Below are 22722 nucleotides of genomic sequence, written 5' to 3'. Positions count from 1 at the left end.
AACGGATATTCGACGAATTTTGTCGAATGAATCTAAGTCATTGAATTTCCTGGCGCTCCCTAGGGGAATCGAACCCCTGTTTCAGCCTTGAGAGGGCCGCGTCCTAACCGCTAGACGAAGGGAGCGTTGAGAGGGAAGGCAATAGCCTTGAAATCGCCCTGCCGCAAGATGGCTTGTGCATTGCGGTGGGAATTTTGTCATCCATGCTTTACGTCCCGTGCCCGCGGTTTCGGCACGGAAGCAGCCCGGGAACGCCCCTGCGCCCGAGGGGCCGCAGCGCGCCGCACCCGCACGGACCAGCGATGCGGCCGCGCCGATTGCATGACGGCCACCTCCGGATGTCATCTCTGCATCGTGCACGGCCCTGCTTTTGACAAACCGCAAATGCAAAACACCATTCTGTAAACACCTGCCTGTGAAGTCACCGCGCGCCTTCCTCTGCTAACATCGCAGCCCTTCACCATGCTGCGCCGGGCAAGGCGCTCGAGAAGCGAGAGGAGTGCTTGGAACAAAGCGCGAGACCTTGGCGCACGGCAATTTGGCTCACGAATATCTTGGCAAAAACAAACATCAGCGCGGCCGCAGGCCATGGAAGACGTTCCGCACCTCGCGCCGCACCCGGTCAATAGCTTAAGCAGAGCGAGGACAGACCATGATCAAACTAAAAATCAACGGCCAGGAACAGAATTGGGACGGCGACCCGGATCTTTCGCTGCTGTGGTATCTGCGTGACGAAGCCGGCCTCACCGGCACCAAGTTCGGCTGCGGCCAGGCCCTGTGCGGCGCCTGCACCGTGATCATCGACAAGGAGGCGGTGCGCGCCTGCATCACCTCGGTCTCCGACGTCGCCGGGCGCGAGGTCACCACCATCGAGGGGCTGCACCCGACCGGCGACCATCCGGTGCAGAAGGCATGGCGCCAGGTCAATGTTCCGCAATGCGGCTACTGCCAGGCCGGCCAGATCATGCAGGCGGCTGCGCTGCTGGACCAGAACCCGAAGCCCAATCACGACCAGATCCGCGAAGCCATGTCGGGCAATATCTGCCGCTGCGGCTGCTATCAGCGGATCGAGAATGCCGTGCATCTCGCATCGACGGGGGTGTGACATGAATATCATCACCAATCCGAACAGGCTTCGCGGCTTCGAGAAGCACGTGAGGGTCGAGAACGTGTCGCGCCGCAGCATCCTCAAGGGTCTCGGCATCGCCGGCTCTTTCGTGCTCGCCGCGCCCGTGATGACGCGCCAGGCTTTCGCCTATGAGACCGGCGCCGGCAAGATGCCGCACGGCGTCGTGGTCGATCCACGCGTGTTCGTCGCGATCGCCCCCGACGGTGTCGTCACCATCCTGGCGCACCGCTCCGAGATGGGCACCGGCGTCCGCACCAGCCTGCCCTTGATCGTTGCCGAGGAAATGGAAGCCGACTGGTCGCGCGTCCATGTCCAGCAGGCGCATGGCGACGAGGTCAAGTTCGGCAACCAGGATACCGACGGCTCGCGCTCTACGCGGCACTATCTGATCCCGATGCGCCAGATCGGCGCCTCGGCGCGTTCGATGCTGGAAGCCGCCGCCGCCAAGAAATGGGGCGTGCCGGCGAGCGAGGTGAAGGCGCAGAACCACGAGGTCGTGCACAGCGCGAGCGGACGCAAGATCGGCTTCGGCGATCTCGCCGCCGATGCCGCCAAGGAGCCGGTGCCTGATATCAAGGGCCTCAAGCTGAAGGACCCGAAGGACTTCCGCTATCTCGGCAAGGGCCAGGTCTCGATCGTCGACCTGCACGACATCACCACGGGCAAGGCGCATTACGGCGCCGATATCCGCCTGCCCGGGCTGAAATACGCGGTGATCGCCCGTCCGCCGGTCACCGGCGGCAAGGTCAAGTCGTTCGATGACGCTGCTGCGATGAAGGTGCCCGGCGTCGAGAAGGTGATGGAGGTCAAGGGCTGGCCGTGGCCGTCCAAGTTCCAGCCGCTCGGCGGCGTGGCCGTGATCGCGCGCAACACGGGAGCCGCGATCAAGGGCCGCGACCAGCTCAAGATCGTCTGGGATGACGGCGCCAACGCCAAATACGACTCCGTCACCTATCGTGCTTCGCTGGAAGAGGCCGCGCGAAAACCCGGCCTCGTGGTGCGCAAGGAAGGCGATGTCGATGCGGCGCTGAAGAGCGCCGACAAGGTCATTGTCGGTGAATATTATCTGCCGCATCTCGCCCATGTCAGCATGGAGCCGCCGGTCGCGGTTGCCGACGTCAAGGGCGACAAGGCCACGATCTGGGCGCCGGTGCAGAGCCCCGGCGGCACCCGCGAGGATGTCGCCAAGACGCTCGGCATTCCCGAGGACAATGTGACCGTCAACGTGACGCTGCTCGGCGGCGGCTTCGGCCGCAAGTCGAAATGCGACTTCGCGCTGGAGGCGGCCTTGCTGTCGAAGGAACTCGGCGCGCCGGTCAAGGTGCAATGGACCCGTGAGGACGACGTGCATCACGACTTCCTGCACACGGTCTCGGTGGAACGGATCGAGGCCGGTCTCGACAAGAGCGGCAAGGTGATTGCGTGGCGGCACCGTAGCGTGGCGCCGACCATCGCTTCGACCTTCGCCGCCGGCGCCAATCACGAAGCACCGTTCGAGCTCGGCATGGGCCTGATCGACAACCCGTTCGAGATCGCCAACCTGCAATGCGAGAATCCGGAAGCGGCCGCGATGACGCGGATCGGCTGGTTCCGCTCGGTCTCCAACATCCCGCGCGCCTTCGCGGTGCAATCGATGGTCGGAGAGATCGCGCATGCGACGGGCCGCGACCAGAAGGAGATGCTGCTGGAGCTGATCGGAAGCCCGCGGATCGTCAACCTGTCCTCGGTGAAGGATCCCTGGAACTACGGCGAGCCCTATGACAGCTACCCGATCGACACCGCGCGCTTGCGCAAGGTGGTCGAGCTGGTTGCGGAAAAGGGCGAATGGGGCCGCACCGTGCCGAAGGGCCACGGCCTCGGCATCGCGGTGCACCGCTCGTTCGTCAGCTACATCGCGACCATCGTCGAGGTGGCTGTTGACGACAAGGGCAAGTTCTCAGTGCCGCGGGTCGACACCGCGATCGATTGCGGCACATACGTCAATCCGGAACGGATCGCCTCGCAGATCGAGGGCGCTGCGATCATGGGGCTGAGCCTCGCCAAATACGGCGAGATCAGCTTCAAGGACGGCAAGGTGCAGCAGGGCAATTTCGACGACTTCCCGGTGATCCGGATGGACGAGTCGCCTGCGATCACCAATGTCTACATCGTACCGCCCGGCGCGGACACCCCGCCGAGCGGCGTCGGCGAACCCGGCGTGCCGCCGTTCGCACCGGCGCTGAGCAATGCGATCTTCGCCGCCACCGGAAAGCGCATCCGCGCGCTTCCGATCGGCAAGCAGCTGGAGACGTGAGGCTCATAGAGCGTTAGACGAATGAGAGAAACGCCCGCGATCTTCGCGGGCGTTTTTGCTTTCCAGGCACTACATCGTCATTGCGGGTTCGGACCGGCGTCCAAATGCGAAGCTCTGTCCCACCCTCAACTGTCATCGCCCGGCCTGTGCGCAATTGCGCACATGAACCGGGCGATCCAGTACGCCGCAGCCTGTCGGCTCAAGCACGGACGTCTCTGGAGTACTGGATCACCGCCTGCGCGGGTGACGACACCGAACAAGTTGTGCGGCGGTCAAACCGGAACTTGCTCCGCTATTGCTGTGCATGCTGCAAGCGGACCGGGAAGCGGCGGTCTCCCCAACCAGCCGCTTCCCGATCGCATCGCCCCCTGTCGGTTGAGAGCGTTCTCGCGTGGAGAAAACGCGTCAGAACCCCAATCTGGAGCTTCGGTGCTGGATCCAATCAGAACCGAAGCTCTTCTCGCGCGCTTACTTCTTGTCGAGCGCGAACACCCAGATCACGCCGCCTTGCGGGACGTTGTTCTCGAAGCCCTTGACCTTGCCGGCCAGTGCATCCTGGATGCGCTGCGCGTCGACGCCCCAGCCCGACTGAACCGCGATGTATTGCGTTCCATCGACCTCATAGGACATCGGCATCGCCATGATGCCGGAGTTGGTCTTCTGCTCCCACAACAGCTCGCCGGTCTTGGCGTTGAAGATGCGGAACATCCGGTCGTTGGTGCCGCCGGCGAGAACCAGGTCGCCCGCGGTCGCCGTCACCGAGCCGAACAGCTGCGAGGTCTTGAAGTCGTGCTGCCAGACCTTCTTGCCGGTGGCCGGATCCCACGCCTGCAGCTCGCCGAAATGATCGGCGTTCGGCGCCGGCGTCAGCCCGATGTCCTCCGGCTTGGTGCCGAGCCAGAGCTGGCCGGGCACCAGCGGCTGCTTCTCGCCGGTGAAGCCGCCGCAGAAGTTCTCGTTGGCGGGAACGTAGACCAGCTTGGTGCTCTGGCTGTACGCCGCCGACGGCCAATCCTTGCCGCCCCACAGCGACGGGCAGAACTCGACCCGCTTGCCGAGCACCGGCTTGTGCTCGGGGTCGACGATCGGCCGGCCGGTCTCGGCCTCGATGCCCTTCCAGACATTGGTCTTCACGAACGGCCAGCCGGACACGTAGTTGATCTTGTCGGGCTTGTTCTCGAGCACCCAGAAGATCGCGTCGCGTCCCGGATGGATCAGGCTCTTGAACGAACGTCCGTCACGCTGCAGGTCGACCAGCATCGGCGCATCGACCTCGTCCCAGTCCCAGGAATCGTTCTGGTGATACTGGAAGTGCTTCTTGATCTTGCCCGTCTCGGGATCGAGGCCGATCACCGAGCTGGTGTAGAGGTTGTCGCCGGCGTGCGCCGAGCCCGGCCACGGCGCGGCGTTGCCGATGCCCCAGAGGATCGTCTTGTTGTCCTTGTCATAGGTGCCGGTCATCCAGGCCGATCCACCGCCCGACTTCCAGTCGTCACCGCTCCAGGTCTCGTGTCCCGGTTCGCCTTCGGCCGGGATGGTGAAGGTGCGCCAGAGCTCCTTGCCGCTGTCGGCGTCGAAGGCGACGACATAGCCGCGCACGCCGAATTCGCCGCCGGAGCCGCCGACGATCACTTTGCCGTCGACCACCAGCGGCATCAGCGTCAGGTACTGACCCTTCTTGTAGTCCTGGACCTTGGTGTCCCAGACCACCTTGCCGGTCTTGGCGTCGAGCGCGACGACATGGTCGTCGGTGGTGGCGAAGTAGACCTTGTCCTGCCACAGGCCGACGCCACGGCTGGTCGGATGCAGCTGGAACAGATCGTCGGGAAGCTGCCGCTTGTAGCGCCAGTACTCCTCGCCGGTCTTGGCGTCGAGCGCGATCACCTGCCCCATTGGGGTCGCGGCGAACATCACGCCGTTGTTGACGATCGGCGGGGCCTCATGGCCCTCGATGACGCCGGTCGAGAAAGTCCAGACCGGCTTGAGGTCCTTGACGTTGGAGGTGTTGATCTGGTTGAGCGGACTATAGCCCTGCCCGTCATAGGTCCGGCGATACAGCATCCAGTTGCCGGGTTCGGGATTTTCGAGACGCGCCGAGGTCACCGAACTGTAGTTTTCGATCGGCCCCGCGACGGCATAGGTCGAAATGAGGCACGTGAATGCGACACAACTCGACAGTAACCACTGCTTGCTTGTCATGAGATGCTACCTCCCTGCTCTGTTTTGATTTTTTCAGTCTTGCGCATAATCATTTCGGAAAACCGCTTCGCACTTTTCCGGACATGCTTTGTCTTAAGCATGATCTTTTCGGAAAACCGCGACACACTTTTCCGGATCATGCTTCAGGTCATGCAGAAATCCCGATGTGGCCTCATCCTCCCTGCTGAGCACCCACCTTTCCGACAAATGGCGCTGCGACCGTGATCGCGCCGTCGGCAACCGTCAGCGGCAATGCCGCGAGGCGACGTGGCGCCGGCCCGAACACGACCTGCGCATTCTGCCGCGGATCGTATTCGGAGTTGTGACAGAGACATTTCAGGACGTTCTTGTCGCCCTGCTCTTGCTTCAACCAGGCGGTGATCGGACATCCGGCATGCGTGCAGATGACCGAGTAGCAGACGATGCCGTCGGGGGCGCGGGCGCGCGTGGCATCGTCGAGTTCGCTCGGATCAAGCTTGACCAGCACGACCTCGTTCAGCCGCGAGCCTTTGCGGACGACGGAAGTTTTGGGATCCTGCGGCCAGGCGCGAATGGGCGGTCCGCCCAAGGTCAGATCATCCGACTTGATGACCTGGCCGGCCTTGTCGCCTTCGGCGCGCACCAGCACGTCGGCCTTTTGCGGCCGCTCACTGGCGCCGGGTTGTTCGTCGTCATCGGCGGCTGCGGGCTCGATCGCGGCGAGACAGGCGCATCCCGCCAGTGCCGTCAGCAACGCGCGACGCGTCGGGTCGGCGCACGAACCCGATGCATCGGATTCAACTCTCTGTTCGACGGAAGCGCTGCGGTTGGACTCCGACATGGCGCAAGCTGAACGTGCAACTCGGCCGAAAAGATGGCGGCACGCCTTCTCGATGCGCGAACGCATGCGCAAAAAACATGCTGCAGCTTTTGGTTGATCGACGTTCGCGGGTTCGCGATCGCTTCGATCAGGGCTCGTTGACGAAGCTCAGCCTGCCGGCAGGTTTCAGCGTCTTTGCATCAAATGTGCGGATCTCTGTTGCACCGCCCACATCAAGCGTGAGGATCAATCGCTCGCCGGCGACGCCGGTCGAGACGATGCGCGCGCCTTTCGGCAGCGCAGCAGTGACGTCGGATACGGAAACGGGGCTTCCCTCGCTGCGATAAAGGCGGTAGCCGATGGCAATCAACACGACGGCCACGGCCAATGCCGAGGTCAGGCCCGCGATCAGCATCATGCGCCGCACCCGCGCGATCAGCGCGGCCTGGTCGGGGGTCGGTTCGGTCACAGCGGTGTCGGTCATCACAAGGCTCTATATCTTTGCCACAGGTCGATTTGAATCAGGTCTCTTCGAATGGCGGTCATAAACTGGAGGTCATCGTCGCGGGCGACGAGGGCTCGGCCCGGCTCGACCGCGTGCTCGCGCAGCGCACTCCGGAGCTGTCGCGGTCCCGCCTGAAGGCGCTGATCCTCGCCGGTTCCGTGACCGTCAAGGACGCCGTCGTCCGCGACCCCGCTTATCATGTCGCCAAGGGCGATACGATCATAATCGACGTGCCGGAGGCCGCGCCCGCCGAGCCCAAGGGCGAGGACATCGCGCTCGATATCGTGTTCGAGGACGACGACATCATCGTCATCGACAAGCCCAGGGGCCTCGTGGTGCATCCCGCGGCCGGCCACGCCACGGGAACGCTGGTCAACGCGCTGATCGCGCATTGCGGCTCGAGCCTGTCCGGCATCGGCGGGGTCAAGCGGCCGGGCATCGTGCACCGGCTCGACAAGGACACCACGGGCCTGATGGTGGTGGCCAAGAACGACCACGCCCATCAGTCGCTGACCGCGCAGTTCGCCGACCATGGCCGCACCGGCCCGATGGAGCGCGGCTACATGGCGTTCGCCTGGGGCGTGCCGAACCGGCCGCACGGCACCATCGATGCACCGATCGACCGCCACCCGCATGCCCGCGAGAAGATGGCCGTGCGCCAGGGCGGCCGCGAGGCGATCACCCATTTCGAGGTGCTCTCGAGCTTTGCCGGCCGCGACGGCAAGCCGGTCGCCTCGCTGCTGGCCTGCCAGCTCGAGACCGGCCGGACCCACCAGATCCGCGTCCACCTCGCCCATCTCGGCCATCCCTTAATGGGCGACAGCGTTTACGGCCCGCACTTCAAAACCAAGGCCGGCCATCTCGGGCCGGAAGGTAAGCACGCACTTACCGCGCTCGACCGGCAGGCCCTCCACGCCTATCTGCTGGCTCTGGAGCACCCAAGGACCGGGGAACTTTTACGCTGGGAGTCGCCCCTGCCGGAGGATTTGCTTCTCCTGCAACGGGCCCTGGCAGCGGCGGTATGACGCACCCCTCCCGGAAAAGCGACGTTATGACAACAGGTTATACCTGCCACACGGGGACGTGACGTCAGCAATCCTTCCCTATCACGGACAGTTTGGTGTATGTTGCACCTGCGCTGAATATCCAGCGCGGAACATCGCAGCATGGCCGGCTTTAACCCAGCGGTCACCTGCCGGGCCCGCCGCTATCGGGGGTCTGAACCACTGGAGGGCGCTCAAATGGCCCGTACAGCTACGTTGCCGGTCCTCAATGGAGAATCCGGCCTTTCACGTTACCTCGCCGAGATCCGCAAGTTCCCCATGCTGGAACCCCAGCAGGAATACATGCTCGCCAAGCGTTGGCGCGAGCATGACGATCGCGACGCGGCGCATAAGCTCGTCACCAGCCATCTCAGGCTCGTGGCCAAGATCGCCATGGGCTATCGCGGCTACGGCTTGCCGATTTCCGAGGTCGTCTCGGAAGGCAATGTCGGCCTGATGCAGGCGGTGAAGCGATTCGAGCCCGAGAAGGGCTTCCGTCTCGCCACTTACGCCATGTGGTGGATCAAGGCGTCAATACAAGAGTACATTCTGCGTTCCTGGTCGCTCGTGAAGATGGGCACCACCGCGAACCAGAAGAAGCTCTTCTTCAACCTGCGCAAGGCCAAGAGCAAGATCTCGGCCCTGGAAGAGGGTGATCTCCACCCCGACCAGGTCAAGCTGATTGCCAAGCGCCTCGGCGTGACCGATCAGGACGTGGTCGACATGAACCGCCGCCTCGGCGGTGACGCGTCGCTCAACGCTCCGATCCGCGACGACGGCGAAGCCGGCGAATGGCAGGACTGGCTGGTCGACAACTCGCCCAACGCCGAAGCCCTGATGGCCGAGAGCGAGGAGTTCGATCATCGCCGCCAGGCCCTGAACGGCGCGATCGGCGTGCTCAACCCACGCGAACGCCGCATCTTCGAGGCGCGGCGTCTGGCCGATGAGCCGATGACGCTGGAAGACCTCGCCGCCGAGTTCGGCGTGTCGCGCGAGCGCGTGCGGCAGATCGAGGTCCGCGCGTTCGAGAAGGTGCAGTCGGCCGTCAAGGGCACGATCGCCCGGCAGGAAGCTGCACTCGAAGCCGCGCACTAATCGCGCGGCGAAGAGCCAACAGACACGAAAGCCGGCGGCAACGCCGGCTTTTTTGTTGGCCGTAGGATGGGGGGAGCGCAGCGATGCCCATCATCTGGCCGCGCGGCACGAGGTTGATGGGTATCGCTTCGCTCCACCCATCCTACGAAGCTTGCTCACCAACGCCAGGACGCCGCGGCGGTCGAGCGAGGCGCGTCATAACTGCTGCCTCTGGAATACTGGATCGCCCGGTCCCGGCTACGCCAAGGCTTCGCCGAGACATTCCCTCTTGCTCGCCGTAGCTTTAGCGGAGGCGGCAAGCCGGGCGACGACGCGTGCGTGCTGGGCCGAGCGTCCACGCACGACGACCATTCGCCCTACTCGCCCCACTCCCGCGCCATGGTCGCGAGCGCGCAGCCTTCGCAATAGCGGGCGTCCTTGAAGTCGATCCAGTTGTGGGCATAGACCCGCTCCAGCGGAATCCCGTAGCGCGCGCGCAGCACCTTGACCAGCACGCGCCAGGCCGCGATCTGCGCACCGGTCGGGCCCTTGGTGACGTCAGGATAATTGCCGGCGAACTCGACGCCGATAGACGTATCCTTGTTGACCTGGCGATAGGTCTTGCTGTTGTCGATGTACTTGTTGTCGTTGCGGTCGGCGCCATCGGTATGGGTCGGGACCAGATTGTCGGCGACCGCCCAATAGACCGTGCCGTCGGTCTCGACCCAGACCATCACGCCGCGGCGGGTCGGGTTCTTGTGCTGCTCGGCGGCGCCATTTCGCGCCGAGCCGGCCGGGCCTTCGGTCTGGTGCACGATGATGTTGCGCCAGGGATGCGATCTGGCGACGTCGCCCCAGGGCGACAGCCACACCATCTTCAATCCGGGAATCTCGGGCGTGCCCTGCGATCGCGCGATGACAGCGAGATCAGTTTCGGCTAATACCGCGGAGGACAGCACGATTACAAACAGCGCGGTGAGCAGGCGGGGCATCATTGCGGAAGGATCCGGTCTCGCGCTGCTCTAGCACGCTCAGGCGCGCTTGCGCAGGCTCGCCTCCACCAGATCGACCATCTCGGGCGGCAGCTTCGGCTCATAGGTCGCATAGCCGTTCTTGCCGCCCTTCTTGGCGTCGTAGAGCGCGTGGTCGGCGGCGGCGATCAGGCGGTCGGGATGCATGCCGATCTCGCGGGTCCACTGCGCGATGCCGATCGAGACCGCGATCGGAATGTCACGGCCGGTGCACTGCTCGGCATCGGCGCGGCAGACCTCCAGCACGCGGCGGGCGATCATGGCGCCCTCGCGCAGCGTCGAGGACGGCAGCACGATGCAGAACTCGTCGCCGCCGGTGCGGGCCAGCATGTCGCCCGGGCGGAGCCTCGTCTGCGCCATCAGCGTGAAGTGCTGCAGGCAGGCATCGCCGGCGGCGTGGCCATGGGTGTCGTTGATCCCCTTGAAGCCGTCGAGGTCGATCACCAGCAGCGCGAACGCCTCGCCGTTGCGGTCGGAGCGCGCGCATTCCTCGGTCAGCCGCTGCAACAGATGGCGGCGGTTGCCGACGCCGGTGAGATCGTCGAGCAGCGCGAGGTCGGCGACCTCGTTGCGCAGCCGGTCGATCGCCATCAGCAGGAAGCCGAAATTGAGCGCCATCGACAGGAACACCATCAGCAGGATCACCAGCGACTGGCCCGCATTGAAGCGGACGAAGCTGAACTCGCCGGGCTGCAGCACGGCGCCGACGAGGCGCAGCGCATAGATGCCGATCAGCACCGAGGCGACGATGCCGGCGAGCCGCGCGCCCGGACTGACCCGGCCGTTCTCCGGCGACAGCAACAGCTTCAGCGTCAGCGCAAGCGGCATGACCTGGGCTGTGGTGTAGACCAGGATGCGCATCGGCATGCTGTCGTAGGCAAAGATGAAGACGCCGAGGCCGGCGAAGGCGAGCGCGGTGGACAGCGCGGTGCTGCGCCAGCCGACCGGCTTGCCGTAGAAGCGCTCGATGCCCATCGCGGCAAGGCCGGCGGCGAACACCATCAGCGTCCCCGCCGCAAGCAGCGGCAGCAGCGAGTCCGTCATCATCACGCGGAGCATCGCGCAGGCGGCCCCAGTGGAGGCTGTGAAGGCGGACGCGGTCCAGAACCGCGCCGCGCCGAAAGCTGGATAGCTGCGCGCGACATAGGCCCAGATCAGGCCGAGCGCGAGAAAATTGATAATGAACACCGTCCAAAGCGTCGGAACGCTCAACATCGCCCCTGTTCGAGACCCGTATCGGCCTCGCCTCTCCTGAAATGACCGTCCGCCCCTAAAGCGCGATGAGATCTGGTCGAATCGTCATCGCGCTTTAGCCCTTTGTTTGCGCATGACCTTTTCGGAAAACCGCTTCGCACTTTTCCGGATCATGCTTCGGGCGTTTCTCCCAATGGCAATCCCCGTTGCCTTACGGGACAGGATGCGGCCGCGGCGCTTAACGGACCGTCACCCGCCATGCGCCAATTCGAGCTGTGGTTTTGAATTGATGAAGAGCCGCGTACCGGCCGTTTGCGCGTCGTTAAGCATGACGGATGCGACGACGACGCGACGCGCGACACGCGCACGCCGGCGAAAAACTGGCAAAAACACGTAACAGCTGTGGATAACACGATGACAGCGCAGTGACAGCACGCGGCAGCAGCCTCCGAATCTGCTGAGTTTGATACTGAGGATGTTGCGAGGCTGGCCCTCCGCCAAGCATGCCTCGGAGTCGCGTTCAATCCATGAAACCCTGAGAGGATACTATGGCTAAGAAAGCGAAGAAGGCGAAGAAGGCGAAGGCGAAAAAGGCCACCAAGAAGAAGGCCGCCAAGAAGTAATCAATTTCTGGCCCGGGTAGCGGCTCCTGCCCTGCCCGGGCACCCGATCTACCCAGGCAGGGACGCAAGGCAGCAGGCGCAAGGCCTGCTTTTTTATTGCCTGCAGCAAGCCGCGAGCGAGCGCGGGTCAGCGCTCCGCGAAGGCGAGCTTGGCGCCGAGCAGGGCAAAGCCCGCGGCAAAGCTGCGCCGCAGCCAGGCCATCACCTTCGGCCGGGTGATGACACGGTCGCGCACCGAGGCCGCGAACAGCCCGTAGACCGCGAACACCGCGAAGGTCATCGCCATGAAGACGAAGCTGAGCTCGACCATCCGCGTCAGCGGGTGCGGTTCGTCGACGGCGATGAACTGCGGCAGGAAGGCCAGGAAGAAGATCGACAGCTTCGGATTGAGGATGTTGATCAGGATCGCGGTCACGATCACCCGCCCGCTCGAGCGCGGCTTGATCTCGGTATCGACGGCGAGCGCGCCGCGCTCGCGCAGCGCCTGCCAGGCCATATAGAGCAGATAGAGCACACCGCCCCATTTCAGCGCCGCGAACGCCATGGCGCTGGTGTGCAGGATGGCGGCAAGGCCGAGCATCGCCGCGATCATCTGCGGCACGATCCCGAGCGTGCAGCCGAACGCCGCCGCCACGCTCGCGCGCGAGCCGCGGGTCAGCGCCACCGCCAGCGTATAGAGCACGCCGGTGCCGGGGGAAGCGACCACGATCAGGGTGGTCAGCAGGAAGGACCAGGTCATCTCAAATCCTTGAGGAGGGAGCACGTCATGGAGGGCAACATCATTCCAGATGCTGCTTCAGATAGTCCAGCATGCGCGGAAATGCATCCTTGCACGCCTCGGGATCGGTGCCGCCAATATCACGCTGCCCGGGCAGGCGGAAGCAGCCAACGGCCGGTCGCCCGTCGGCCGCGCTGACAACTCCGTTACGCGGACCCTTGCCGCGTCAGGAGGACCCTTGCCTGGTCACGATCTGCGCGGCCCGCCACCCGACAGCTCCGACGCCTTCATCTCGGCGACCCGGATCACGTCCAGCGGCGCCCAGGGTTTCGACCAGAACAGGGTGCCGTCCGGCAGGCGCTGCCGCAGCGGCTTGCCCGAGGTCACGATCACATCGAGATCGGGTTTGTATTTCTTCGCGGCATGGGCAAGCTCGACGCCGGTCATGTTCCCGGCCAGCTCGACATCGGTCATCATCAGCACGACATTGTCGCCGTTGCCCTGCAGCACCAGTTCTGCGGCCTCCGCGCTCTCGCACGAGATCACCTCGAACTCGCTCTCCTCCAGCAGCAGCTCGATCATCTCGCGCTGCATCGGGTCATCTTCGACAACCAGGGCTTTCGCACGATAGGGCCTCGACTGTCCCATGGCTGAACCTCCCTTGTTGATCGCAATTATCCAAGCGAACACAGACTAAATGTCTAAAATCACTGGATGGTTCAGTTCCAATTTGAGAAAAGTGGGGAAACCCGCCGTGTTCCCGTACAACATGTCCGACACCCTTTTCATCCAACACCTTTTCAGTGGAGCTGACCCGACATGACCGCGATCTCTGGATCCGCCGCCGCCGTGACCGGGGCCGCCAGCGGCATCGGCCGCGCGCTCGCGCATGAACTGGCGCTGCGCGGCTGCGATGTGGCGATCGCCGACCGCGACGAGGCCGGCCTGCAGGCCGCCGCCGCCGAGATCGCCAAGGCGATCGAGATCGCCAAGGTCAGCCCGCGCAAGGTCACGGTGCATCGGCTCGATGTCAGCGAGCCCGGCCAGATCACGGCGTTTGCCGAGGCCGCCGGCGCCGCCCATCCCGGGCTCAACATCGTCGTCAACAATGCCGGCGTCGCGCTGCTCGGCGAATTCGGCGAGATCGAGCAGACCCAGATGGAGTGGCTGTTCAACATCAATTTCTGGGGCGTGGTGCACGGCACCCGTGCCTTCCTGCCGCTGTTGTCGCGGCAGCGCGAGGCGCATATCGTCAACATCTCCTCGATCTTCGGCATCCTCGCCCCGCCCGGCCAGAGCGCCTATTGCGCGGCCAAGTTCGCGGTGCGCGGCTTCTCGGAAAGCCTGCGCCACGAGCTTGCAGTGGCGGGCAGTCCGGTCCGGCTTTCGGTCGTGCATCCCGGCGGCGTCGCCACCAACATTGCGCGCAACTCGCGCACCGGCAGCGGCGTCACCGACAACGCCCGGCGCTCGGAATCGATCGAGCGCTTCGACGCGCTGGCCCGGACCACGCCGACCGCAGCCGCGCAGCGCATCATCACCGGCATCGAGAAAAACCAGCCGCGCATCCTGATCGGCAAGGACGCCCACTTCATGGACCTGCTGCAACGCTTCCGCCCCGGGACCTACTGGAAGGTGATGCAGCGGATGATGGAAAAGACGGCAGCGCGACGGATCGCGCGCGACGCGGCCAGGGCGGGTTGAAGGCGCGGCGTTGCGAGGGCCCGTTCAATACGCGACGTCGCGGGCTAATCAGGTGTCATCACCCGCGAAAGCGGGTGATCCAGTATTCCAGAGGCGTCTGTGCTTGAACCGAGCGGCCGCGGTGTATTGGATCGCCCGGTCCATGTGCGCAATTGCGCACAGGCCGGGCGATGACAGCTGTCATTGAGGATAAGATTGGCGCAATCTACGCTGCGAAGCCTGATCACCCGCCCAACTGCTTCTTCACCCCGAGCGCCAGGTGGAACAGCGGATCGCTTCTCTCCGATGGATAGAGCGCGCTCCTCGTCACCTGCGGGAAATTGTCGTTCTTCCAGAACGACGCCGGCGCGAACGAGAATTTTGCGACCAGCCGCCGGCCGAAATCCATCTCGTAGGGGAAGTAGTTTTCCTTCTGCTCGGTGCCGGACATCTCAGGATATTCGCCGAGCAGATAGCCCTCCTGGATATGTGGCCGCACCGCCGCGGGCGGGCAGACGCTGGAGAGCCGCACGATCTGCAGGCCGGCTTCGGCGCTCGCGGTGATCGCGCCGCTGAGGTTCGGCACCCCCAGCACATAGAGGAACGCAGTGCCGGTCTCCGCGAGCGAAGCGAACGAGGCGGCGATGCGGATCGAATGGGTGACGTCGAGCAGCGGCGTGGTGCAGACCTCGTAATGCTGCAGGATCGACCAGCGCAGAATGCGGTGCCGCTTCAGCCGCTCCAGCCCGAGCAGCTTTGCCTTGGCGTAGTCCGCAATCAGGATCTGCTCGGCGCGGGCCAGCGCCGCGAACCGCGATGCCAGCGTCTCGCGATCCGGATTGCCGCGCCCGGCGCGGAACAGCGTCGGCTTCAGCGACGAGTTGCGCTTGACGTTCCTGAAATCGGCGCCCTGGCCGCGAAACAGCAGCACATGGTCGCGGTTGAGGAATTGCAGCTCGGCGATCTTGGTCGCGAGCTCGAGATAGGAGCCGACGCGATGTCCCGGCCCCTCCCGCACCGCCGAGTTCTTCGCGACCTGGCACCCGCGGCGGTCGAAGAACGACCAGATTTTTTGGCTGCCGATGGTTTCCATGGCATTACCCGGCTATGTCAGCCGTCATTGCGAGGAGCGGAGCGACGAAGCAATCCATCGTCCCGCATATGTTGAAGGATGGATTGCTTCGCTTCGCTCGCAATGACGGCAGACACGAAAACCGCCCTCACCGCCCCACAAGCTGATCGGCAAAGTACCCGATGGTCTTGCGATAGATCACCGCCCTGTTCCACTCGCGCATCGCCTCGAAATTCGCGCTGCCCTCGCCATAGGGCGCGCCCATCTTGAAGCCGTTGGAGTGCAGCAAGTTCGCGGTCGAGGCCAGCACGTCGGCGACCGAGTGGCGCAGATCGACATGGCCGTCGCCGTCGAAATCGACGCCGTACTTGATGTAGGACGACGGCAGGAATTGGGTCTGCCCGATCTCGCCGGCATAGGCGCCGATCATGTCATTCAGACGAAGGTCGCCGCGCTGCACGATCTTGAGCGCGGCGAGCAGTTCGCCCTGGAACAGGTCGGTGCGGCGGCAATCATGCGCCAGCGTGGCGAGCACGCGAAACACCGGCAGCTTGCCCATGTCGCCCTTGCCGAAATCGGTCTCCAGTCCCCAGATTGCGACCAGGATCTGGCGCGGCACGCCGTATTGCTGCTCGATCTTCGAGAGCAGTGCCGCGTGCCGCTGCAACATCGCGCGGCCGCCATTGATGCGCCCGGAGCCGACGCGGGTTGCGACATACTGCTCGAAGGTCTTGTTGAAGGTGTAGCGCTGCCGCCGGTCGAAGGCGAGCACCCCGCCATCCTGCTGCACCCCGCCGAGCGCCGCGGAGATCACGTCTTGCTGGATGCCGGCGCTAGCCGCCTCCTGCGAGAACGACTGAACGAAGCCGGGAAAACTGCCGCCGCAGCGGGCGGCATAGGAGGGGGTGGCAAGCAGCAAGGCGCCGAACACAACCGCCAAACGACACCTGAGCATGCAAACATCCCTCCTGCTTCGAATGGCCGATCATGCCACGGAGCAAACGAGGCAGTCAAAGTGTCGGCAGCGACATCTTACCGACGATCTCGGCGTCACGCCGCCGCACATCGACCCACCTCCGCGGCGCATTGACCAGGCTGACCAGCGTGTAGCTGATGATCAGCAGCAAAAACCACGACCCGAGCTTGTCGATTCCGACCATCGACCAGCCGAGCCGCTGCGAGGGGTAGAGCCAGGTCCTGGTGAAGGTGCCGATGTTCTCGGTGAACCAGATGAACAGCGACACCAGCACGAGGCCGAGCAGCAGCGGCATTGAACGGTAGGTGGTCCAGACCTTGAAATGGATGCGGGTGCGGCCGAACAGCCAGATCGCCCAGGCGAACAGCAGCCAGCGCAAATCAATGACGTAGTGGTGGCTGAAGAAGTTGACATAGATCGCGATGCTGAGCGCAATTAAGCTGCGGCGGCGCGGATGCTGCGAGAAGCGGAAGTCGAACAGCCGCCAGCAGCGGCAGATGTAGCTGCCGATGCAGGAATACATGAAGCCCGAGAACAGCGGCACGCCGCCGATACGGAAGATGCTGGGCTCCGGATAGATCCAGGAGCCGACATGGGTCTTGAACAGCTCCATCACTGTCCCGACGACATGATAGATCAGGATGATCCTGGCCTCCTCCCATGTCTCGAGCTTTCCTGCCAATAGCGCGGCCTGGACGGCGAGCATGCAGAGAAACAGGAAGTCGTAGCGCGCTAGCACAGCGTCCAGCGGATAGAAGCGCCAGGTGACGATCATCAGCGCCACCGCGATGCCGCCGAACAGGCAGGCCCAGGCCTGTTTCACGCCGAAGCGCAGGAATTCGTAAAGCCCCGCGGTCGAGCGGCGCTGCGCCATGAACAGGCCGACGCGATGCTCGGTGGCGATGAAGCGTCGTAGCGGCGGCCAGTTGGCGGCAGCGCTCGCGATCGGTCCGGTCGGTGTCAGCCTGTGATGCACGCCGCGGACGATGGCGGCGGATCACGGTCGTAGCGCGGCGGAGATGTGCAGATTTTGCTCAGACCGCGCGCCGTGCTCTCACGGGCTCGACGTCGCCTCGGGCTTGCCGGTGAACTTGGCGATCCAGGACGTGTTCTCGGTCGCCAGGATGTTCTCGCATTCGTTGACGAAGTCAGACCATGACGGGCGTGGCCGGTTGGTGCAGTCCTCGAGCCGCCGCGCCGCGGCGCGAAAGGTGGTGACCAGGAAATCGTAGCGCGAGGCTTCGATGTGGGCGAGCACCGCGCCGCCGAGCGTGGTCAGCACCGCGGTGAAGGCGACAATGTCGAACGGAACACCCGCGATCACGGGCTTGGCTGCCACGCCGGCAACCGCGGTCAGCAGGGTTGCCAGCGCGGCGAGCGCGAATTCGACGCGCCGCAGCCGCACGACAACGGCTTGATTGCTGCCGGCCCTCTTCGTGAACCAGTCGATGTGCCCCTGCACGCGCTGCTTGATGTATTGCTCCTGTTGCAGGCTCTGGCGCGGCAACGACCCCTGCGTCGCGGTGCGCACCAGCTGCGGCAGCAGGTCTTCGCCATCGGCCTCGATCTTGCGCCCTTCCTCGTCCAGCAGCGCGTCGGCCTTGGCCGGATCGTTGTAAGGCGCCGCGCCCGCGGCAAAGCGATAGGCCTCCCGCTTCAGGCGCTCCGAGATCGCGCGCACGCGCACCCAGGCCGAGATCCGGTCGGTACCCAGCAGCCGCTGGGTGAAGAACGTCGCAAGCGCAAGGCTCACGGCGCCTGCGATCGCAGCCGTGCTGCGCGGCGCGGTCGTGTTGTCCGGCAACTGGCTCGCCACCGCGGCCAGCACCGCACCGAGCGACGACAGCGCGAACACCGACCAACGCGCCCGGTCGATGGTCGATTTCAGCTGGTTTGCAGTCTCGGACCACTGCGACTGGCGGTTCGCAATCGTTTCCAATATGGCCATCGCAAATATCCTCGGGACACGGGCAAATCCGTGCCCGCTGCCAAATATCATCGAGCAATCCAAAAGTTTATTTTTATCAAATCACAACCTGCGGTCAAGACGACCGCGACGCGAAATCGCCGACGCAGGCAACGCACGCCAACGATCCTCCCGGGTCGAACGGGCCGCGGTGTCTCGCAACAGGACAGGGAGATTGCCGGACCTCAGTCCTTGAGCTGGCGCTCCAGGTCGACAAAGTCGATCTCGGCCCAGCGCTCGGAGATCTTGCCGTCGTGAATCCGCCAGAACGTCATGCTGCGGAATTCGACGTGGCGGCCGGTCGGCGCAATGCCGCGCCACGGGCTGCGGTGCCGGCCGCGCCAGACGAAGCGGCCGGCGACGATGTCGCGCTCGGCCACCAGGCATTCCGCCACCGCCGAGAGATCGGCGAAGGTCTCGTGCATCGCCGCCGCGTGCGCGATCACCTCGTCCGCGCTCATCCGTTTACCCAGGGCATGATCGAAGAAGTCGGACGCCAGCTGCACGCGGATCGCATCGGGATTGAGACGGTTGGTCACGGCGTCGTAATGCGCAAGCACGAGCGCCTTGTTGGCGTCGAGGGTGGCGTTGGACATCGGCGGCGGCCTTCAAAAAGAAAAGTTGTAGAAAGCAAAGGATGCGCCTCATACGCGAATCGGACGGGATGGCGCAAGTGACGATGGTCAGAATCCATTTCCGCTTTCGGCCCGCGCGCGTTTCTGTTCCGAAGCGAAAGGTGGTCGCCGGGAAAGTGCGGCGCACTGCGCGCGGATTGTCGTCCCTGAAGCCCGCCTGATGCGAATGGCACAAGCGGTCCGCATGCCGGCGGTAACATCGTCCGATGGCCCGGTGATGCCGGTGGCATGCACGATGCCGCACGGCACCCGGCCGGCATGGAGCGGGAGCAATTCGGGGCTCACTGCGTGAACGCCGGCGGCGCCGGCTGCGACCAAGAAGCACGAATTCGGCTCGCCGGCTCCGCGCCACGTGCAACCGGTCGCCCTGTCTTGTTCATGCAAAGGCACGCCGCTAAAGCGTCGTGAGCCTGTTGTGACGAAGCCGTCAGGTGCGGGGAAAGCGATCCGATGACGGACTGCACGATGAGGATGCGTTACCGATGAAGATCACCGGGGGTTTCGCTCGCGCGCGCAGGGCCGCCGCATGGCTCGGTATCATCCTCGCATTCGGCACCGTTCTGACCGGACCGATCGACACCGCCGTCGCGCAGAATTCTTCCGCCAAGCGTGCGCCCGCGCCAGGCGCCAGCGGCACGCAGGCGGTCACCGCGCAGATCAAGAACGCCGTCGCGCTGACCCGCGGCGGCAAGATCGACGCCGGCTATGCCGAGCTGCTTGCAGCACTGGATGCGGCAGACAAGCTCGACGACGCGCAGTTCGTCATGGAGCAATATTTCGACGCGACCGCCGCGTTGCGCGCGGTCAAACGCGACGATCTCGCCGAAAAGCTGTTCGTCCGCGCGTTTAAGGGCAAGGCGGCCGCGCAATCGCCGCCCGGCAACGCCGACGTGCTCCTGATGTACGCGATCCTGATATCCGACCACGCCAGGATCGCCGAGGCCGTGCCGCTCTACATGAAGGCGATCGCGGCCTTCAACGCCTATTGGGGCGAAGGCTCCGAGGAATCGCTGATCGCCAATGACAAGCTCGCGGTCGCGCTGTCGGCCAACGGCTCGGCGGCGTCGGCGACGAATCTGGGCCGGCACAATTTCGAGCGGTCGGAGAAGGCGCTGGGGCCCGACCACCGCACCACCTGGAAGCTCGCCAACAATTATGCCGACATGCTGCGCGAGATCGGCGCGTCGGCGAAAGCGCTCGAGCTCGACCTGTTCGCGATCGAGAAGCGCGCCAAGCATTACGGCGAGAACCATCTCAACACGCTGGTGACGGTCAACAACGCCGGACAGGATTTCCTCAACCTCGGCCGCTTCGACGATGCCCGGCGCTATTTCCGCCGGCATCGCGCGATCGCGACCGTGCTCGCGCCGAAGGATCCGAGCTTCGCCGGCCAGGCCGATGCCTGGCTGTTCTACACCGACATGCTCGCCGCAGGCGATGTCGCGATATCGCCGGCCGACCTGGCGCGGCTGGAGGCGATCGTCGCCAATGAAGAGAACTTTGCGGATTTCCTGCGCATCAAGGCCGCGGTGCTGGCTGCCGGCCAGCGCGAGCGGCGCGGCGAACGAGATGCGGGCATGCGGCTGCGCGAGACCGCGCTAGCGATCTCGACCCGCGCCTTCACCGCGCAGCATCCACTCAGTTTCGAGATCAAGCTCGGCATCGCGGAGGCGCTGATCGCAACCGATCCGAACCGCGCCGTGCGCGCGTTCACCGCGCTCGACCGCGAGATGTTCGACTGGATGAAGCGCGAGGTCGGCACCGCCGGCGATCGCGCCGTCGCGGAAGCGATCCGCGCCCATGCAGATCATCTGCTGTTCGCGTTCGGCCGCTTCGCGACCGGGGCTGGATCATCGGTGGCCCAGCCGGCCTTTGCCGCCGCGGTGCTGCGCTGGAAGACGCTCGGCGGCGGCGATGCCACCGCGCTGCGTCAGCTCGAGACCCAGATGGCCGGCAAGGACGAGGAGACCGCGGCGCTGCTGCGCACCGCGCTCCGGCTCAACGGCGAGAAGCAGGAGCTGTTCTCGTCGGGCAATATCGACGACTGGGCGCGATCGGTGTGGCAGCGGCAGGACGCGGCCGAGAAGGCACTCTCCAAGCGGCTCGATGCGATCGGCTTCAAGCTGCCGCAGGATCCGATCCGCCCCGCGCAGTTGCTCGGGCCGCAGGAAGCCGTCGTCAACTACTTCATCACGCGGCAATGGAAGGCGGATCGCCAGTCCAAGGAGCCGCTGGCGGCGACCGTGCTCTACGCCATCGTCGAGACCGCAACGAGCGAGCCGCGCGTGGTCGATCTCGGCGATCCCGGCCGGATGGTCGACACCGGCGTGCGCACCGAGATCGCGCGGTTGCGGACGACGCGGGCGAGCGTGGCTGATTCCGACGGCAAGGCGCGTGACGACAAGGCGCCCGACGTCAAGGGCCGCTTCCAGAATCTGCGCGCGCGGCTGCTCGCGCCGCTGGAGCCGCTGCTGAAGGACAAGACCACGCTCTATGTGGTGCCGGATGGATTCCTGTTTGCCGTGCCGTTCGCGCTGCTGCCCGGCGCCGACGGAGGCCTGCTGGAGGACCGCACCACGATCCGGATGCTGACCAGCCCCGACGCGCTGATCGCGATCCATGCGCGGGAGAAACTCGACAAGCAAGGCGCGATGCTGCTCGCCGGCGGCATCGAATATGGCGAGCCGGGGCCGATGCCGCTGCCCGGCACCAAGACCGAGATCGAGGCGATCGCAAAACTCGCCCGCGCCCGCGGCGCGCCGGTCGAGATGCTGACCGGGCGCGGCGTCAGCGAAAGCGTGCTGCGCGAGGCGATCGGCAAGGCCCGCATCGCGCACCTGGCGACCCACGGCTTCTATCACGACAGCACGGCGTCCGGCCTCGACACGCTCTGGCAGAGCGGCATCGTGCTGTCCGGCGCCGGTGACAGCAGGTGGCCGCTGCGTGACGAGAAGGACGGCTATCTCTATGCCTTCGAGGTGATGGACTGGGACCTGTCCGGGCTCGATCTGCTGGTGCTGTCGGCCTGCGAGACCGGCCGCGGCGACGAGAGTTTTGTCAGCGGCCTGCGCGGCCTGCCGACCGCACTCGGCATCGCCGGCGCCCGCCGCGCGCTCTTGACGCTGTGGCCGGTCGCCGACGAAGGCACCGCGAACTTCACCGTGCGCTTCTACGAGCACCTCGCAGAGGGCCTGACCTATTCGGACGCGCTGCGCCAGACCAGGCGCGATGCGCGCGACGGCAAGGTCGCGGGAGCGAGGGACGCGAGCGTGTGGGCGGCGTTCGTGCTGTTCGAGGGGTGAGGCGGACACCGGACGCAAGAGAACGGTGGACATCTCGCAGGCCGTTGTCATCTTGACACGTCGCCGGATTACGTCCGATCGCATCGCAAGAGCCTTCGCCGCAGGATTGCGCAGGGCAGACCGGCGCGGGCACGCAGCCGATTTGCTTTGACAGCGGCGGCCCGATCGGGGACAAGCCGCGCATGCCGAAAAAGCCCGGGACCAATCCCAAAGGCGAATTCGCCTTTTTCAACGTCTTCTATGAAGACGGCTCGCAGCGCTCCAATCGCCGCGTGCCCTCGGAGCTGCTGGGCGGCCTCGACGGCGACGAGCCGGTGCGCGCCTTCCTGCGCGAGCAGGACCGCGAGATCGCCGAAAAGGGCGGCCGCCCGCCGCTCGAGATCAAGTCCATCGAACGCGTCGGGGCGAAGAAGAAGTAGCGCGCGCGAGCCGGTCGCTGCATCAAAAGCATATTCGCTGAGCGTGCTGTTTCCGTACTCC

The 22722-nt window shown here is 64.9% G+C and carries 19 protein-coding genes and 1 tRNA gene; 7 read left to right on the top strand and 13 right to left on the bottom strand.

Annotation, left to right across the window (positions count from 1 at the left end):
* Window positions 1–50 precede the first annotated feature (50 nt).
* Window positions 51–125: transfer RNA gene (locus XH92_RS07835), tRNA-Glu, on the bottom strand.
* Window positions 126–652: 527 nt separating this feature from the next.
* Here XH92_RS07835 and XH92_RS07830 point away from each other — a divergent pair.
* The gene (locus tag XH92_RS07830; protein ID WP_092124185.1) at window positions 653–1105 is read left to right on the top strand and encodes a (2Fe-2S)-binding protein; all 453 of its coding nucleotides are present in this window, start codon (window positions 653–655) and stop codon (window positions 1103–1105) included.
* Window position 1106: 1 nt separating this feature from the next.
* Window positions 1107–3422 carry a molybdopterin cofactor-binding domain-containing protein gene (locus XH92_RS07825; RefSeq protein WP_194458717.1) on the top strand — a complete coding sequence of 772 codons (2316 nt, stop codon included), beginning with the start codon at window positions 1107–1109 and terminating at the stop codon, window positions 3420–3422.
* A gap of 468 nt (window positions 3423–3890) precedes the next feature.
* On the opposite strand, the gene XH92_RS07820 is transcribed toward XH92_RS07825, so the two are convergent.
* The 3 genes from XH92_RS07820 to XH92_RS07810 form a co-directional block, all read right to left on the bottom strand.
* The gene (locus XH92_RS07820) at window positions 3891–5621 is read right to left on the bottom strand and encodes a methanol/ethanol family PQQ-dependent dehydrogenase (protein ID WP_194458716.1); all 1731 of its coding nucleotides are present in this window, start codon (window positions 5619–5621) and stop codon (window positions 3891–3893) included.
* Window positions 5622–5793: 172 nt separating this feature from the next.
* Window positions 5794–6441: a ubiquinol-cytochrome c reductase iron-sulfur subunit gene (locus XH92_RS07815; protein WP_194458715.1), complete on the bottom strand. Its 648-nt coding sequence runs from the start codon at window positions 6439–6441 to the stop codon at window positions 5794–5796.
* Window positions 6442–6568: 127 nt separating this feature from the next.
* Window positions 6569–6904 carry a hypothetical protein gene (locus XH92_RS07810; protein ID WP_194458714.1) on the bottom strand — a complete coding sequence of 112 codons (336 nt, stop codon included), beginning with the start codon at window positions 6902–6904 and terminating at the stop codon, window positions 6569–6571.
* Window positions 6905–6969: 65 nt separating this feature from the next.
* Between XH92_RS07810 and XH92_RS07805 the strand changes: the two genes are divergently transcribed.
* Complete coding sequence (locus XH92_RS07805; RefSeq protein WP_194461163.1) at window positions 6970–7950, top strand: RluA family pseudouridine synthase; 981 nt, start codon at window positions 6970–6972, stop codon at window positions 7948–7950.
* A gap of 216 nt (window positions 7951–8166) precedes the next feature.
* Window positions 8167–9063, top strand: a complete 897-nt coding sequence (gene rpoH, locus XH92_RS07800; RefSeq protein WP_021077401.1) for an RNA polymerase sigma factor RpoH — start codon at window positions 8167–8169, stop codon at window positions 9061–9063.
* 356 nt (window positions 9064–9419) lie between these two features.
* On the opposite strand, the gene XH92_RS07795 is transcribed toward rpoH, so the two are convergent.
* The 4 genes from XH92_RS07795 to XH92_RS07780 all read right to left on the bottom strand — a co-directional run bounded on the left by XH92_RS07795 (window position 9420) and on the right by XH92_RS07780 (window position 13256).
* Window positions 9420–10037 carry a peptidoglycan recognition family protein gene (locus tag XH92_RS07795; protein ID WP_194458713.1) on the bottom strand — a complete coding sequence of 206 codons (618 nt, stop codon included), beginning with the start codon at window positions 10035–10037 and terminating at the stop codon, window positions 9420–9422.
* Window positions 10038–10073: 36 nt separating this feature from the next.
* Window positions 10074–11288, bottom strand: coding sequence for a GGDEF domain-containing protein (locus XH92_RS07790; protein ID WP_194458712.1), 1215 nt, complete (start codon window positions 11286–11288; stop codon window positions 10074–10076).
* A gap of 729 nt (window positions 11289–12017) precedes the next feature.
* Window positions 12018–12629, bottom strand: coding sequence for a LysE family translocator (locus XH92_RS07785; protein WP_194458711.1), 612 nt, complete (start codon window positions 12627–12629; stop codon window positions 12018–12020).
* 225 nt (window positions 12630–12854) lie between these two features.
* Window positions 12855–13256 (bottom strand): response regulator, encoded by a 402-nt coding sequence (locus XH92_RS07780; protein WP_194458710.1) that lies wholly within the window; start codon window positions 13254–13256, stop codon window positions 12855–12857.
* Between the two features lie 171 nt (window positions 13257–13427).
* Between XH92_RS07780 and XH92_RS07775 the strand changes: the two genes are divergently transcribed.
* The gene (locus tag XH92_RS07775; protein ID WP_194458709.1) at window positions 13428–14312 is read left to right on the top strand and encodes an SDR family oxidoreductase; all 885 of its coding nucleotides are present in this window, start codon (window positions 13428–13430) and stop codon (window positions 14310–14312) included.
* Between the two features lie 223 nt (window positions 14313–14535).
* On the opposite strand, the gene XH92_RS07770 is transcribed toward XH92_RS07775, so the two are convergent.
* From XH92_RS07770 to XH92_RS07750, 5 genes are all read right to left on the bottom strand, one after another.
* Window positions 14536–15384: an FRG domain-containing protein gene (locus tag XH92_RS07770; protein WP_194458708.1), complete on the bottom strand. Its 849-nt coding sequence runs from the start codon at window positions 15382–15384 to the stop codon at window positions 14536–14538.
* 127 nt (window positions 15385–15511) lie between these two features.
* Complete coding sequence (locus tag XH92_RS07765) at window positions 15512–16318, bottom strand: lytic transglycosylase domain-containing protein (RefSeq protein WP_194458707.1); 807 nt, start codon at window positions 16316–16318, stop codon at window positions 15512–15514.
* 55 nt (window positions 16319–16373) lie between these two features.
* Entirely contained in the window at window positions 16374–17315 is a 942-nt protein-coding gene (locus XH92_RS07760; RefSeq protein ID WP_246788308.1) for a DUF817 domain-containing protein, read from the bottom strand.
* 78 nt (window positions 17316–17393) lie between these two features.
* Window positions 17394–18287 carry a DUF4231 domain-containing protein gene (locus XH92_RS07755; protein ID WP_194458706.1) on the bottom strand — a complete coding sequence of 298 codons (894 nt, stop codon included), beginning with the start codon at window positions 18285–18287 and terminating at the stop codon, window positions 17394–17396.
* A 203-nt stretch (window positions 18288–18490) separates the two neighbouring features.
* Entirely contained in the window at window positions 18491–18901 is a 411-nt protein-coding gene (locus XH92_RS07750; protein ID WP_194458705.1) for an ester cyclase, read from the bottom strand.
* Between the two features lie 521 nt (window positions 18902–19422).
* On the opposite strand from XH92_RS07750, the gene XH92_RS07745 reads away from it, so the two are divergent.
* Both XH92_RS07745 and XH92_RS07740 read left to right on the top strand, forming a co-directional pair.
* Window positions 19423–22242, top strand: coding sequence for a CHAT domain-containing protein (locus tag XH92_RS07745; RefSeq protein ID WP_194458704.1), 2820 nt, complete (start codon window positions 19423–19425; stop codon window positions 22240–22242).
* Window positions 22243–22424: 182 nt separating this feature from the next.
* Window positions 22425–22661 (top strand): hypothetical protein, encoded by a 237-nt coding sequence (locus tag XH92_RS07740; protein ID WP_194458703.1) that lies wholly within the window; start codon window positions 22425–22427, stop codon window positions 22659–22661.
* Window positions 22662–22722 lie beyond the last annotated feature (61 nt).

This window comes from Bradyrhizobium sp. CCBAU 53421, from assembly GCF_015291625.1.
In the GTDB taxonomy this organism is placed as follows: domain Bacteria; phylum Pseudomonadota; class Alphaproteobacteria; order Rhizobiales; family Xanthobacteraceae; genus Bradyrhizobium.
The sequence above is the reverse complement of the archived record's forward strand: the minus strand, read 5'-3'. Positions and strand labels throughout refer to the sequence as shown.

Coding starts and splice junctions, on each gene's coding strand:
- XH92_RS07830 (WP_092124185.1), top strand. CDS start 653: ATGATCAAACTAAAAATCAACGGCCAGGAACAGAATTGGGACGGCGAC.
- XH92_RS07825 (WP_194458717.1), top strand. CDS start 1,107: ATGAATATCATCACCAATCCGAACAGGCTTCGCGGCTTCGAGAAGCAC.
- XH92_RS07820 (WP_194458716.1), bottom strand. CDS start 5,621: ATGACAAGCAAGCAGTGGTTACTGTCGAGTTGTGTCGCATTCACGTGC.
- XH92_RS07815 (WP_194458715.1), bottom strand. CDS start 6,441: ATGTCGGAGTCCAACCGCAGCGCTTCCGTCGAACAGAGAGTTGAATCC.
- XH92_RS07810 (WP_194458714.1), bottom strand. CDS start 6,904: ATGACCGACACCGCTGTGACCGAACCGACCCCCGACCAGGCCGCGCTG.
- rpoH (WP_021077401.1), top strand. CDS start 8,167: ATGGCCCGTACAGCTACGTTGCCGGTCCTCAATGGAGAATCCGGCCTT.
- XH92_RS07795 (WP_194458713.1), bottom strand. CDS start 10,037: ATGATGCCCCGCCTGCTCACCGCGCTGTTTGTAATCGTGCTGTCCTCC.
- XH92_RS07790 (WP_194458712.1), bottom strand. CDS start 11,288: ATGTTGAGCGTTCCGACGCTTTGGACGGTGTTCATTATCAATTTTCTC.
- XH92_RS07785 (WP_194458711.1), bottom strand. CDS start 12,629: ATGACCTGGTCCTTCCTGCTGACCACCCTGATCGTGGTCGCTTCCCCC.
- XH92_RS07780 (WP_194458710.1), bottom strand. CDS start 13,256: ATGGGACAGTCGAGGCCCTATCGTGCGAAAGCCCTGGTTGTCGAAGAT.
- XH92_RS07775 (WP_194458709.1), top strand. CDS start 13,428: ATGACCGCGATCTCTGGATCCGCCGCCGCCGTGACCGGGGCCGCCAGC.
- XH92_RS07770 (WP_194458708.1), bottom strand. CDS start 15,384: ATGGAAACCATCGGCAGCCAAAAAATCTGGTCGTTCTTCGACCGCCGC.
- XH92_RS07765 (WP_194458707.1), bottom strand. CDS start 16,318: ATGCTCAGGTGTCGTTTGGCGGTTGTGTTCGGCGCCTTGCTGCTTGCC.
- XH92_RS07755 (WP_194458706.1), bottom strand. CDS start 18,287: ATGGCCATATTGGAAACGATTGCGAACCGCCAGTCGCAGTGGTCCGAG.
- XH92_RS07750 (WP_194458705.1), bottom strand. CDS start 18,901: ATGTCCAACGCCACCCTCGACGCCAACAAGGCGCTCGTGCTTGCGCAT.
- XH92_RS07745 (WP_194458704.1), top strand. CDS start 19,423: ATGAAGATCACCGGGGGTTTCGCTCGCGCGCGCAGGGCCGCCGCATGG.
- XH92_RS07740 (WP_194458703.1), top strand. CDS start 22,425: ATGCCGAAAAAGCCCGGGACCAATCCCAAAGGCGAATTCGCCTTTTTC.